This is a genomic window from Nostoc sp. LEGE 12454, assembly GCF_056620565.1.
The window spans coordinates 61728-74471 of the sequence record NZ_JBWQXL010000029.1 but is presented as its reverse complement, the minus strand read 5'-3'; the positions used below and the strand labels follow the sequence as shown (position 1 = coordinate 74471).

14 protein-coding genes and 1 pseudogene are annotated in these 12744 nt (G+C 39.6%); 9 read left to right on the top strand and 6 right to left on the bottom strand.

Features of this window, described 5'->3' with window-relative positions:
- From AC1F2U_RS24470 to AC1F2U_RS24440, 7 genes are all read left to right on the top strand, one after another.
- Positions 1-689: hypothetical protein (locus tag AC1F2U_RS24470; RefSeq protein WP_480263442.1), on the top strand; the 689-nt coding region annotated here is incomplete at its 5' end.
- Positions 690-2408 carry a hypothetical protein gene (locus AC1F2U_RS24465; protein ID WP_480263441.1) on the top strand — a complete coding sequence of 573 codons (1719 nt, stop codon included), beginning with the start codon at positions 690-692 and terminating at the stop codon, positions 2406-2408.
- Positions 2409-2413: 5 nt separating this feature from the next.
- Positions 2414-3238: a hypothetical protein gene (locus AC1F2U_RS24460; RefSeq protein ID WP_480263440.1), complete on the top strand. Its 825-nt coding sequence runs from the start codon at positions 2414-2416 to the stop codon at positions 3236-3238.
- A 142-nt stretch (positions 3239-3380) separates the two neighbouring features.
- Complete coding sequence (locus tag AC1F2U_RS24455; RefSeq protein WP_480263439.1) at positions 3381-3962, top strand: hypothetical protein; 582 nt, start codon at positions 3381-3383, stop codon at positions 3960-3962.
- 60 nt (positions 3963-4022) lie between these two features.
- The gene (locus AC1F2U_RS24450) at positions 4023-4301 is read left to right on the top strand and encodes a hypothetical protein (RefSeq protein WP_480263438.1); all 279 of its coding nucleotides are present in this window, start codon (positions 4023-4025) and stop codon (positions 4299-4301) included.
- 108 nt (positions 4302-4409) lie between these two features.
- Complete coding sequence (locus tag AC1F2U_RS24445; protein ID WP_322637034.1) at positions 4410-4775, top strand: hypothetical protein; 366 nt, start codon at positions 4410-4412, stop codon at positions 4773-4775.
- A gap of 14 nt (positions 4776-4789) precedes the next feature.
- The gene (locus AC1F2U_RS24440) at positions 4790-5533 is read left to right on the top strand and encodes a nucleotidyltransferase domain-containing protein (protein ID WP_480263445.1); all 744 of its coding nucleotides are present in this window, start codon (positions 4790-4792) and stop codon (positions 5531-5533) included.
- Between the two features lie 232 nt (positions 5534-5765).
- Here AC1F2U_RS24440 and AC1F2U_RS24435 read toward each other — a convergent pair whose 3' ends face one another.
- The 3 genes from AC1F2U_RS24435 to AC1F2U_RS24425 all read right to left on the bottom strand — a co-directional run bounded on the left by AC1F2U_RS24435 (position 5766) and on the right by AC1F2U_RS24425 (position 8182).
- A complete protein-coding gene (locus tag AC1F2U_RS24435) occupies positions 5766-6146 on the bottom strand; it encodes a DUF423 domain-containing protein (RefSeq protein WP_292732078.1) in 381 nt (126 codons plus the stop codon).
- A gap of 78 nt (positions 6147-6224) precedes the next feature.
- Positions 6225-6704, bottom strand: a complete 480-nt coding sequence (locus AC1F2U_RS24430) for a hypothetical protein (RefSeq protein ID WP_480263437.1) — start codon at positions 6702-6704, stop codon at positions 6225-6227.
- A 497-nt stretch (positions 6705-7201) separates the two neighbouring features.
- Complete coding sequence (locus AC1F2U_RS24425) at positions 7202-8182, bottom strand: helix-turn-helix domain-containing protein (protein ID WP_480263436.1); 981 nt, start codon at positions 8180-8182, stop codon at positions 7202-7204.
- Positions 8183-8799: 617 nt separating this feature from the next.
- Between AC1F2U_RS24425 and AC1F2U_RS24420 the strand changes: the two are divergent.
- A pseudogene (locus AC1F2U_RS24420) lies at positions 8800-9057 on the top strand (AMP-binding enzyme); the annotation flags it as partial.
- A 31-nt stretch (positions 9058-9088) separates the two neighbouring features.
- Here AC1F2U_RS24420 and pabB read toward each other — a convergent pair.
- A complete protein-coding gene (gene pabB / locus AC1F2U_RS24415; protein WP_480263435.1) occupies positions 9089-11254 on the bottom strand; it encodes an aminodeoxychorismate synthase component I in 2166 nt (721 codons plus the stop codon).
- A gap of 4 nt (positions 11255-11258) precedes the next feature.
- Positions 11259-11699 (bottom strand): hypothetical protein, encoded by a 441-nt coding sequence (locus AC1F2U_RS24410; protein WP_480263434.1) that lies wholly within the window; start codon positions 11697-11699, stop codon positions 11259-11261.
- On the opposite strand from AC1F2U_RS24410, the gene AC1F2U_RS24405 reads away from it, so the two are divergent.
- Entirely contained in the window at positions 11691-11873 is a 183-nt protein-coding gene (locus AC1F2U_RS24405) for a hypothetical protein (RefSeq protein ID WP_480263433.1), read from the top strand. The genes AC1F2U_RS24410 and AC1F2U_RS24405 overlap by 9 nt on opposite strands.
- A 230-nt stretch (positions 11874-12103) precedes the next feature.
- Here AC1F2U_RS24405 and AC1F2U_RS24400 read toward each other — a convergent pair whose 3' ends face one another.
- Positions 12104-12418 carry a hypothetical protein gene (locus AC1F2U_RS24400; protein WP_104907687.1) on the bottom strand — a complete coding sequence of 105 codons (315 nt, stop codon included), beginning with the start codon at positions 12416-12418 and terminating at the stop codon, positions 12104-12106.
- Between the last annotated feature and the right edge of the window lie 326 nt (positions 12419-12744).

The following is a 12744-nucleotide window of genomic DNA, read 5'->3' as shown; positions in this document are numbered from 1 at the left end:
GAAAGATGTTACTCGAAGCTAAAAAGGTTAAGCGCGTAACATCTCAATTCATGTCCAAAAGTGGCGCTAAAGAAGCGGCTAAAAGAATGAAAGCTCTCAAAAGCACTGCTGCTAATGCCAAGAAAGTTGCAGATGCTACCAAAAAAGCTTCCGATCTTTCTACCAAAATCCAAAATGTACTTCTTAAAAATGTCCCTGGAAGTGCTGTCTTGGATAAAGCATCACGTGTTGGTGGTATCCTTGGAATTTTTGCAGCAATTGGCGTAGTTGTCTTAGTAAAATTCCAAGAATTTCTCACCAACAGAACGTTTGACGACCTTAGCCAGATCGGACTTGAACTCACTAAAACTAACACAATTGCAGTAAATAATGGATTAAAACTTAAATCTTTTGACACCAAAATACAGAAGTTTGAAAAGGAGTTAAACGCTAATGCTAAAGATTTTTATCAGCTAAACAAACAAACTGAAGTTATCGCCAAAAAGAGCAACGATGCGCTGTATGAAACGCGGGAAGGCAGGAGAATCGTAACTGGACTAGCAGAAGCCGCGAGAAAACTAGGAAACGATGCTTTGTATGAAACACGTCAGAATAGTCAAAAGTTCAATGGGCAAATAGTTGGATTAAGAGCTTTTGTTGATACCAAAATTCAATTTGTTGATACCAAAATTCAAACAGTTAGTTTTTAAGTGTCAAAAGTTAGTAATAGTGTATTTGATACTGTTCAAAAATCTGTTACCACTGCCATCTCAAAAATTCAATCTGACATCAAGACCGAAACAGAAAGTACTAGAAAGTATGTTGATAGAGTGCTAGTTCCACGTATTGAAGCAACGGTTACTAAAAGCACGGGAATAACCGCAGAAATGGCAAAGACAATAACCTATGTAGAACGGGTGTTAGTGCCACGGATTGAAGCAACAGTTACCCAAAGTACGGGAACAACCGCAGAAATGGCAAAAACAATAACTTATGTAGAACGAGTGGTAGTCCCACGTATTGAAGCAAAGGTTACGACAATTGAAGGCACTACAGCGGGGCTAAGTCAGACATATCAGCAATCCTATGAAGCTCAAGCCGCGAAATGGAACGCGGATTTAAGCAAAGTTCAAGGAAGAGTTGGGCAAGTGGAAAGTGTTACATCTTCAAGTAACTACAAATCTGCAACAGCTGAATTAACTAAGGATTTAAATTTGATTAAAGCAGATATCCCCAAGCTTAAAAATGATATTGAAAGCAATGCAACAGCTATTACTCAAATTAGCAATCAAGGCATTCCCGGTTTAAAAAACGATGTTGAAATTAACAAAAAAGAAATTGCAAAAGTTGACGAAAAAGTAAAGGAACAAGAGAGAGTGAATGGGTTAGCACTGCCGAAATTAGACCAAATCTTGGGAATATTACCCTTCATCCCCGCTCGTGCAGCGGCGGCAATTAGACCCGATATTCCAACAATTCCCCAGATAGAAGCTGCGGCTGCGACGGGGACGTGCAGAACTACTCAACCGGGTGGCTGTATGAACAAAGCACTAAAAGACAATGCAGCCGACATCACCAACAACAACAACAGCAATGCTGCAAATATACTTGGCGCTGTTAATGCCGTAGGACAAGGGGCAGATTTAGCTTTACTTGGCGTTATCAACAATAAACTAGGCGATCAGGTTCCCGGTGGCATCTCAGGTTTTCTGGGAAGAGGGTTTAAGTGGTTGCAAATTGATAGAATCACGAATCTTTTAACTCTTTGGGTAACTATTCATAACGCAACAATGTTAAGCGCCCAAGTTGGAGATACTTTACTAACCGTTGTTGAAAATGGATTGACAATTTTTGGAGTCAAAGATGCGGACGGTTCAGCAATAGATTTAAACGAAATACTTGGTAAACAAGTAGAAGGAGTCATCAAAGATGCTATTGGTGCGGATAATTACGCCGAAATGGTATTGCAATGGAAAAGAGCTTCAACAATTTACAGAAGTACTGCAAATGTCGCTAATTCTGTCGCTGGCTTAACTAATTCAGTTATCAATGGACTAGAAGTTGTAGGAAGCCAAAACGCTAAAATTGGCAACGGGTTAAGAGCATGGGGTGCAGTTGGTGAAAAAGCTTATCAAGTCTTTAACCCCAATCCCAACTTTAAAACAGGTGGATTTTTTGATAAATTAAATAACCTTGATGATGCGGCTAACTTTTTGCTTCAGGTTTCTCAGGTTCCAATTGATGTTACCCAAGCTGCAACTGAATTTAACAATAGTACTGCTGCATTAGCAACAAGCCTAAAAGAAGAGACATCAAAGGGAATGGATCTGACAGACGCTCAAAAGCAGAAGCAGAAAGAGGATGCAAGTAAAGCTAATAGTGCTACTCCTAATATTCAAACTGCTGATACAGTTAATGCGAATGATTAAAAACTATGACATTAACATCTGACTTTAATGATGTTGAGCATCTACAAGCCGTAATTCGTCAGCAAGAAAATAAAAAACTTGCACTTTACTTCAAAGACCTCGGTGAAACTTGGGAACCGGAAACAAGCACATCAAGAGGAAGTTTGCGAGTAGCTTGCACTCATAAAGACAATGATTCTATCATTGTGACTAATCTCAGAATGAGGCTACTGTACGACACTCTCGGATACGGAAAAAATGACTTAATTGTTTATCACGGCAGCAAGGAGAATGTTGCACCACCAATTGAAGGTAGACCAAAAGTTTTCTTATTTTTCTCTCAAGATTTATCTGCGGTTCCTGACAATGATAAAAAATTAGAAAGTGAATTTAGTTTTCGGCTGCTTAATGAAACTTCTGAAACTTTCACCTCTATCAAAGCAATTGAGTTAGCGAGGGAAATCAAAACTAATTTTCTTGTTAGTGGTCAGGGTGTTAGGTTTGACAGAGGTAAACTCACCTCTTACATGAATGATCCAACTCATGGATTTGACTATAGAAGAAAGTTCCTAGTTAGAACTAAAGCTGATGCTATTGACGTATTTAGTAGAATTTACAAAGTTATTGATAAAAGTTTTGATGCCAATAAATTGATGGTTTTAACTCCTGACAAAAATTCAACTCAGTCAGAAGGTACTCATGTAGTTTACGGTAAATCCACTAAAAAACCTGGCTATCGACCAGTAGCAACCCTAGAATTTAGGTATGCATACATAGAGATTCCAGGCAAACCAAAACCTGTATTTTTGATAGATACCACATACTCAAAAGGCGCAATTCTTGATATATGAGTTATCCCGTTTCAATTAATAATTTTTCTGATTGATGACATCAATCAACAAGTTATCAAAACATCAGGACACTATATAGTGTCCGGGAGAAAAAAACACCCGAAAGCTAGGCTAGCGTTGAAACACAAGGAGACAACAAATTATGTCAAGACGTTATAGCCCAGCAGAGTTAGAAGAAAGAGCTAGATTAGCCCGTGCTAGAGAAGCGGCAATGAAAGCACGGAAAACCGCCAATCCAAAACCGTACACGCCACGAGCCGCGGAAGATTTTTCAACTGTTTACTATCGTGACCCAATAAAATCAGGTCAATTCCTCAAGATTAATGTTAAAGCTGCTGCTTTATCAGAGGTTGGTGGTGTTGCTGCGGCTGGATTACTTGCTACCCTTCCTGACAGTGAGGCTGCTGTTGAAATTACTAAAGGCAGCAAGATTGCAATTGTTAAATTACGTTGGTTTTACGGCGACGCCACTGCAACTCCTGTAACTACACCTTGGGGTACTCGTTGGGTCAAAAAATACGACGTTAAGAACAAGCAATCACACTATACTTTGCCCTTCTCGATTGCTTCTGGAGCTTTTACCCTAAATACAATCATTGGCAAGTTTGACGAGTACTTTAATGAAACTAATGGGACTAAACGCACTGGTATGCTTGGCCCCAATGGTTACATTGAGCTAGTTACTGGATATGGCACTCAATACACAACCCTCGCTCGTTATTGATACCTTCTAACTAGTTAACCTTAAAGCTAACAAAAGGGGTGAAAACACCCCTATTTTTGTATGACAATAATCACCGATAGTCTTGGAGATTGGGAACAGCTAGGAGAAATTACTGTTTCAAATGAATGGCAATTGTTCCCCGTTTCTACATTGAGTGAAACATTTAGAATTACTACTACTATTGTTAACCAGCAAGATTGGAACGAACTAAAAATTAGAAGTGGTGGTTATATTAAGTTTTACTATCCAGACAATAGCAAGTCTCTTAAAACTTACATTCCAGTTTCTGAAGATAGTATTATTCGTGAGTTTCAAGTTCCAAAGGAGTTTAGAGAATAAAATATTATTACTTGCTCTGTTGGTTGCATTCTTTCTCATAGAAAAATTAATCAATATTCTCTAGCATCATTCGCTCAATGGAATCTGAAGTTAGAAGGATTACTTTAAATGAAAATTGATATTAATAACGCCCTAACTATCATTCTTGGGCTGCTTACTTTGATAGGAGCTATTTACCGATTGGCACAGGTAGAAGCAAATATCAACGCCAAAATCAACAGAGTTGAAAATACTGTATTAGCAGCTGTTGATCATCTCAAGGATAACTTTGTTGATAGGTTGTACACTGTTGAACGGAAAGTAGATGTACACCTAACTGAGTACAACGAGAAGAAACTTTTTGTTGAGTATCGGCTTAACGGTATTGAAAGCATGGTCAAGCACAAGTTTGACAGGCTTGCCAACTGGGTTAAACAGATCGCCGGATTTCTCAACAAACAATCTAACTTTCAGATTCGCGATGACAAGTTCTAGTCACTGGGGATTCTATTAACACAATTATTGGGCAACAACCTTACCCGTTTTTATTCGCCATCATCAGTGGTTCCCACTTATATGGCTTTCCCTCAGCCAATTCTGATTATGATTTGCGTGGTGTGCATATTTTACCAGTTGAAGAAGTAGTGGGATTACAGACTAAAAATGAAACTATTGAAGTTTCAGGAGTTCGCGAATCTTTAGAAATTGATCTAGTAACCCATGATGTCAAAAAATTCTTTTTGATGCTACTTAAAAAGAATGGTTATGTCTTAGAACAATTGTATTCTCCTTTAATATTAATAACCTCACCTGAACATGAGGAATTGAAAATTATTGCTAAAAATTGTATTACTCGTCATCATAGCTACCATTATATTGGTTTTGCCACAACACAATGGAAACTTTTTGAAAAAGAACATACGTATCGAATTAAGCCATTACTTTATGTTTATCGAGTCCTATTAACTGGAATTTATCTGATGCAAACAGGAGTAGTTGAGCCTAATTTAATTAAGCTAAATGAGGTTTTTAATTTACCCTATATTTCTGATTTAATCTCCCAAAAATTAACAGCTACAGAAAAATCTATTTTATCAGATATTAATGTAGCTTTTTATCAAAGAGAATATGAACGTCTGCGTAATAAGTTACAAGAGGCATATCAATCTAGCTCATTACCTGAAGCACCTTCAGCTAATGCAGATTTGGATAATTTGTTAATACGCCTGAGAGCAAAAAACTATAAATTATAACCTTTTAACTCCTCACTACTAGTTTTTTTAAAAAAGAGAAATTTAAAATTCTGCGTTATTTATAGATAACGGTACTAATTTATTTGTATTCACCTTGTTTAAATTATGATTTATGAATTGGCCAATTTTATGTGTTGGAAAATATTTTTGTTGAAAATATGCTGTAAAGACAAGATAAATGAGCCTGTAAAAAATGAAGTTAAGAGTTAAAAACTCCTAACTCCTAACTTGTTTACAACTTCAAATTCCAAGCAGCAAAAGCTAAAGCACCCCAACCTGCAAGAAAGGCTGTGCCGCCTAGTGGTGCGATCGCTCCCAAGGATTTAATACCGGTTAAGCTAAGGGCGTACAAGCTACCTGAGAAAATAGCAATGCCAATGATAAACAGCCATCCACTGGCTACGAGTGTGGGTTGAGGCGACTCGGTACGACTAATTAGTATGGCTACTAGAAACAGTGCCAGAGCATGATACATTTGGTAACGAGCGCCAGTTTCAAAAATTTCTAGCGATCGCTCACTAATCTTTTCCCGCAAAGCATGGGAAGCAAAAGCACCAGCAGCAACCGACAAACCGCCTAAAATGGCAGCTACGCTCAAAAAAATCTGCGTCATTAGACCTAGCCGTAAGTTGAAGATCGTCATTGCTCATTGGTCATTAGTAAGTAACAAATGACAAAGGACTAATGACAATTAGACATCAAAATGATATGATACAGCCCCTTCTTCGTTCACCTTAAAATTTGCATTGAATTCTTTAGCTTTTTCATCTAAATATTGTCTGGCGTGGGCTGCGGGTAGTTGTGACTGGATGGCAAAGCCTAAAACAGTTACGCGCCCGTGATTTTCTTGTAGCATCTCATAAAAAATCGATTGTAGGCGATCGCTAACTTGTTGATTAATTGCCTTTTTCTCCTGCCGACTTTGACGGTACAATCCCAATGCTAACCACGTGCCCAGTGTTAGGGTCGGGACACCAAAAATTAGACCACCAACAGCAGCATTATTATCTTCATAAGTAGCATTCGGTGCGTTAAACTCATACTCACCCGTCGGTATTGAGATGGCTTTAGGTGTAGCGAATTTTTCTAGTGCCGCTGTTGCTGATAGAGTTACAAACATGAATCCGAGTGTTAGTAGCCAACCGGCAGCTAATTTTTCAGCAGTTTTCATAGTTTCACTTCAGATTTACACTTTGCTTGCGATTTTAACCTGACTTTCATAAAGGTTCCAATATATCAATTAACCTGACTTTTCACGTTATGTGGAAAAGTCCACCAAAAACCTAACCCCCTAATCCCCTTCCCACGTCGGGAAGGGGGAAATTTCCAAGTCTCTCTCCTTTTAGGAGAGAGATTTAGAGAGAGGTTTTTCGGATACCGTGAAAAGTCAGAACAATCAACTCCCAGCTACAGTTTTTTAGCTTTTACACAATATTTTGTGCCTACGCAGACCATGCTCACCACTCATGATTGGAATGGAGTGGCGAGGACGGCATAAAATTGAACAAAACCTGAGTTCGGGATAAGCTGAAACTCTGCATTACACCGTTGCTTGATTTTGGGATATATAAACGTGTTGTGTCGTTTCAGTTAGTTAGAGGTGAATAAACCTGACTGTTCCCGAACTGAGGTCAATATTAAGATGTAATTGGATTGTGGTGCAGTTCGTTAATACGATCCTTCTGGTGGGGAAATATCAGATCCGACAACCACACCAGTATTAGTAGATTTAATTCCTGGTTTAACAGTAGGGGATTGTTGTTTTAACGATTGTAAAACAGAAGAAGAGTTATCTTGCTCAGTTGATATATTAGTATTTGCTTGTTGCTGGGACATCAAAGCTAATCCTCCCATTGCACCAGCAAGAAGAGCTGTATAACCTACATATAAATGCGTCGGACGAATTTCCAATCCCATTCCTTTTTTAGATTGATACGAAAGGGGCTGAGTTACTGGTATAGCTGCTTGTACTGGTAAAGAAGCAGCTAAAGCAACACCATTAAGCCCTAAAGCATCTCCATAACGTCGTATAAATCCACGTACAAAAATGTCATCTGGCAATTCTTTCGAGTTGCCGTTTTCTAATGCCTCTATCAGCTCGGTTCGGATATGAGTAGAAAGCTGGATGTGATCCAAAGAAAGCCCTTTGGATAAACGGGTTTTCTGGAGTTGTTGCCCGATTTGGCGTAGGCACACCATGCGTTTTTGGTCTGCTTGCAAGGCAAGTTCTGCTTGAGAAATTCTCTGATGATTCAGCAATTGCAGTGGTTTTTTCCACAGCGAATTTTCTGCTGTATTTTTAGAGGATTGCTCCTGTTGAGTGCAACACTCCTGCTGTATCTCTGATGAAGAATTGACTGTTTCCGTGGCTTGCTTCGTATCTGTAGCTATTTCAACTTTTTGATTTTGTTGGGCAAATTGTCGAAATGCTAAACCGATCGCTTCTCTACCTACGGCTTTTAATAAATCTTGAGCTTGATCTGTTTCTGAACCTATTAACTTCTGCACAATCGCTAAAGCACGTCGATAAACTCGGCTACGATGCAGTTGTACTTCTATTTCTCCTAAAAGCGATCGCAACTCATCTTGAGAAATTTCAATATTTGGATTGCCCAGAATTTGCAAATAGTGTACAGGAGTAGTAACCATTGTGAAAGCCTTTTATACTAACTCAATCAAAGAAATTTACAATTATATCTTCACTATTTTTCCTAACTTCACCTTGGTTTTCCGGACGTTACTTGTATAATTTAAATTTTTTAATTCATCATCAACACTGGAACAAAGCCATAATAAACGCAGTCACGATCGTAAAAATAATACTGGCATCTCTGTGAGAATAAACCTTAGAGGTTGTTTGAAAAGTGTTTCGCTGTGACTTTAGGCACTTTTAGATCCCCCCTAACCCCCCTTAAAAAGGGGGGAACCGGAATCAAAGTCCCCCTTTTTAAGGGGGATTTAGGGGGATCTAAAATTTTTGATACCGACAAGAGGACTTTTCAAACATCCTCTTAGGTGCCTACCATTTGCAAGTAACCGGAGTCTCAAGGTAGACTGAGCCTGCTCCTGAGTCTAGCCTAATTGAATGCGATCGCAGTAACTAAGTACCGTAACAATCATGTAGCGCCTTCTGACCGTATGGTATGCTCCTTCGTAAATAATTACTGTTAGCATTAGCCATGAACCCTGAAGCAGTTGAGCGCAGCTTTCTCACACCTCTAACTTTTATTCAACGTAATGCTAAAGTCTAATGTCTTTACCGCCATGAAGCCGTGTTAGAATGTGCAGTTATTGCTGTACCTCATGCCAAGCGTGGTGAAGTGCCAAAAGCTTTCGTTACCCTCAAAGAAAACGCGCAAGTTACAGAACAAAATTTAATCCAATTCTGCCGCGATCGAATTGCTGCTTTTAAATGCCCTACGACAATTGAATTTACTACTCTGCCAAAAACTAGCACTGGTAAAATTCAAAAGTATTGGCAACTGTTCACAAAATCCAAGAAGTTTCGGAGTTACTTGAATTAGATTTCATTTTGAATTTTAAATTGTTAAGCACCTATGCCTGCACTTTTTGATAGCTATCAGAAACTTCTGTTTCTATTCCTTGGATGTGATATTGATTGGCATCAAAAGCTCCATGAGTTGTGAGTATCATGGCATGAATCAATGCCTTTGCTTTCAGCAGTATTTCTTGAAACTCCATCTGGGGATCGGAAAGCGCCACAATACCACCGCCAACACCAATTGAGGTTTGCTCGGTTGTCAGCACAGCAGTACGAATAACAATATTCAAATCAGCTGAACCATTCAATCCCAAAAAGCCGATCGCTCCTGAATAAACTCCCCGTGCTTCCTGCTCTAATCGATTGATAATCTCAAGGGTTCTGAGCTTGGGAGCGCCTGTCATAGAACCACCGGGGAAAGCATTACGAATACAGTCTGTGGCGCTCATCCCAGCGCGTAATTGACCGCGAATCGTCGTCACCAGTTGATGCACTGTAGCATAGGTTTCTACATCCATCAATTTAGGAACATGCACAGTACCAACTGCACATACCCGTCCCAGATCGTTGCGCAGCAAATCTACAATCATCAGATTTTCCGCCCGATCTTTTTCGCTGTTACGTAATCTTTCGCGCAGGATAAAATCTTCATCTGGTGTTTTTCCTCGTGGTAGAGTTCCTTTGATGGGCTTTGTTTCTACCCAACCTTGGCGATCGATGCGTAGAAATCGCTCTGGAGATGAACAAGCGATCGCCACATCGCCAAAGCGTAAAAATGCAGAGTATGGCGCAGGATTTATCTGGCGTAATGTACGATAGAAAAAGAGTGGATCGGGTGTCGTGTCTGTGTGAATCTGGTTTGTCAAACAAACTTGATAAGTTTCTCCCTCGTGAATTTCCTGCAAAGATTTTTCAATATCATTCAGATAAGTTTTTTCCGACCTACTTAATCGAAAGATTACAGGTGTCTCTTTCTTCTCAGGAACAATCGGCGATAGGGAAGGAAGGTTCTCAATCTGTTGTTTGATCCATTCAAACCAAGCTTTTGCTGAGGTTGTTTGTCCCTGCTGAATTAGGCAAAGCAGATACAGGGTTTGCTCTTGGTGGTCAATTGCAATCATGCGATCGGCCAACAAAAACATGGCATCGGGTAAACTAGAAGGATGTTTTAATTGAGATCCACATTCTGCCTTTAATTCATACCCAAAGTAACCCACAAACCCGCAGTTGAAATCGAAGGGTAGCTCCTCAGATGAGCAGTGTCGCTGTTCCAGTTCCCCCTTGAGATACTCGAAAATCCGCTGTTTCCTGAAGCTTACGGTGTGAGACTGTGTAACCGTGAGTTCCTGCGTTAGGGTCTGATAACGAATCAGCAGACTGTTGTCGCCACTGCTATCTCCCATAAACGAGAAACGAGAAAGACCAAGTTCAACACGACTGCTGTCTAGCCAGAATGCATTCGGTGATTTGCCAAACAAATGCACAAACATCTGCTCAGTATCAGGACTCAGATTCAGCTTGCGCGTGCAAAGTTCAAATTTCTGCTGTTGTTTTTGACTAGAAGAACTCGAAGGTATTGGAGCAGCTTTGCTATCTCCTGTCCAATACTGTTTTCTTGGAGTTTTGCGGCGCTCTTGGGCAAATTTTAGGGTAATCTCTTTAAAATTCTCCAATAAGGTATGTCCATATTCAGTGCAGATTGACTCTGGATGAAACTGTACACCCCATAGCGGTAAAGATCGATGGCGCATTCCCATGATCAGGTTGTCATCTGTCCACGCTACTTTTTCTAAACAGTCTGGTAGGTCATCTGCAACTAGCAAGGAATGGTAGCGTACAACAGAGAAAGGAGAAGGAATTCCCACAAACAAATCAGTGCCAGCGTGATAAATTTTACTGAGCCGACCATGCCAAACTTCAGGTGCATGAATAACTTTTCCTCCATACCCATGACCAAGCCCCTGATGTCCAAGACAAACACCTAGAAGCGGTACTTGGGCATTTTGAATAGCTGGACGGCAAATTCCAAAATCTTTTAAGTTCTCAGGACGGCCGGGCCCTGGTGAAATTACAATGTTGTCAAATTCCCACTGTTTGAGTTCACTCCATGCAAATTGATCGTTATAAATTACAGTGGGATACTCTCCATTGACTTCTGCAATTAATTGGTAAAGATTAAAGGTATAAGAGTCATAGTTATCAATGATTAAGGTTTTCATCTTGTCAGTCTCGGTGTTGTAAATCTTGGTCAGAATATGATTCCTGTCCGTGGTAAACCCCCATTTTTTGATGGTCATTCGAGTAATGATGCAACATAAATTCCTGCATTTTGGCAAGAGGATATGCCGATTCGGTATCGTCAGGCAGTAACTCCAAGATATCCTGTGGCAGTTCTAATAAATGTAGGGGCGCAGGCTGGGAATTATTAATTTGTTGATTGAGGCTTTGAATGGCCTGATTTTCAGATACATCAGCAGATAAACAATGAGTAATCAGCGATCGCAAACTAACCACAAAATCTTCAGCGAAATTTTCAATAGTGCTACGTTGGTGAAAGTTTTGGCTGTATGTCCAATCCAGTTGTAACTGTCTTTCTACATTGAATGTCCCGTCAAAGATTTTACCCTCTGCTATGAACCTAACGCCGTTGAGCGAGTGCTGCAACTCACCCGTTGTCACCCATTCTTAGTACAACTACTCTGTGCAGAAATTATTATCCTCAAAAACGAGCAAGACCCCTCTATCCGGCGATTGGCAACTTTAGCGGATGTGGAAGCAGCGATACTAGAAGCTTTGCAAAGTGGGGGTTTTTTCTTCGCTGACATTCAAAAGAACTAAGTAGATGCCACCGGACAAGCTATTCTACGTTTTATCACTGCTCAAGGGGAAGGAGCTATAGTTAGCCGCCAAACTTTATTGCAACAGTTCCCTCATGCTGATATTACTTTCAAATTGCTGTTGCAACGGGAGTTAATTGAGGAAGTTGACGACGGCTATGGCTTCCAAGTGGAGTTGATTCTTCGCCGGTTTATTTAAATCATGTCCGGTAAGTTAACTTCTGACAAATACTACTTGTGCTGGCGTAATTGCTCTACTATATATTCTTCCAGTTCTTGTTTTTCTCTGTTACTAGCATTTCGTTGATAAGTTCTTCCCGTTTCTTGAATAAACCGACGTTTCTCGCTGGGAGAAGATTTGAGTTTACCTCCAGTTCCTTGCAGCTTTTGCTGTAATTCTTCCCAAGTCTTTTCACCCACACTTTCACCTAGTTTGACCAGTGCCTTTGGGAGTAACATTTTTGCTTCTCTTTGAAAATCTTCTTCTGTCTCAAGGGAAGCTAAATCTATATTGCTAAAGTCGATATCGATTTGAAACTTACTCATACAATTGTATTTATTTTGTTCAAAATTATTACCAAAATCCGGGAAAGATGGGTTTTCAATTTTCAGTTACGATCGCAAGATAGTATAATTGTACTGTTTAATGTTGGTAACTGAAGTTGAAAATATCAATCCCGAAAGTTGATTTAATACTTCCGGTAGTATAGCCTTACTTAATCCTTCATCACAAGATTCTCGACTGCTTGAAACAAGTGGGAAATCTCAGCCTTTTGGTTTTCATTTATAAAAGAAGATTGCTATATATTCAAAAAGAATACACATCATTAATGACCGTACAACTAAGTTAGCAATATTAGAAATGCTATCTT

What these genes read in the sequence shown, in the direction of transcription:
- AC1F2U_RS24400 (WP_104907687.1), bottom strand. Translation starts at nt 12,418, where the DNA reads ATGAGTAAGTTTCAAATCGATATCGACTTTAGCAATATAGATTTAGCT.
- AC1F2U_RS24460 (WP_480263440.1), top strand. Translation starts at nt 2,414, where the DNA reads ATGACATTAACATCTGACTTTAATGATGTTGAGCATCTACAAGCCGTA.
- AC1F2U_RS24445 (WP_322637034.1), top strand. Translation starts at nt 4,410, where the DNA reads ATGAAAATTGATATTAATAACGCCCTAACTATCATTCTTGGGCTGCTT.
- AC1F2U_RS24435 (WP_292732078.1), bottom strand. Translation starts at nt 6,146, where the DNA reads ATGACGCAGATTTTTTTGAGCGTAGCTGCCATTTTAGGCGGTTTGTCG.
- pabB (WP_480263435.1), bottom strand. Translation starts at nt 11,254, where the DNA reads ATGAAAACCTTAATCATTGATAACTATGACTCTTATACCTTTAATCTT.
- AC1F2U_RS24430 (WP_480263437.1), bottom strand. Translation starts at nt 6,704, where the DNA reads ATGAAAACTGCTGAAAAATTAGCTGCCGGTTGGCTACTAACACTCGGA.
- AC1F2U_RS24450 (WP_480263438.1), top strand. Translation starts at nt 4,023, where the DNA reads ATGACAATAATCACCGATAGTCTTGGAGATTGGGAACAGCTAGGAGAA.
- AC1F2U_RS24425 (WP_480263436.1), bottom strand. Translation starts at nt 8,182, where the DNA reads ATGGTTACTACTCCTGTACACTATTTGCAAATTCTGGGCAATCCAAAT.
- AC1F2U_RS24455 (WP_480263439.1), top strand. Translation starts at nt 3,381, where the DNA reads ATGTCAAGACGTTATAGCCCAGCAGAGTTAGAAGAAAGAGCTAGATTA.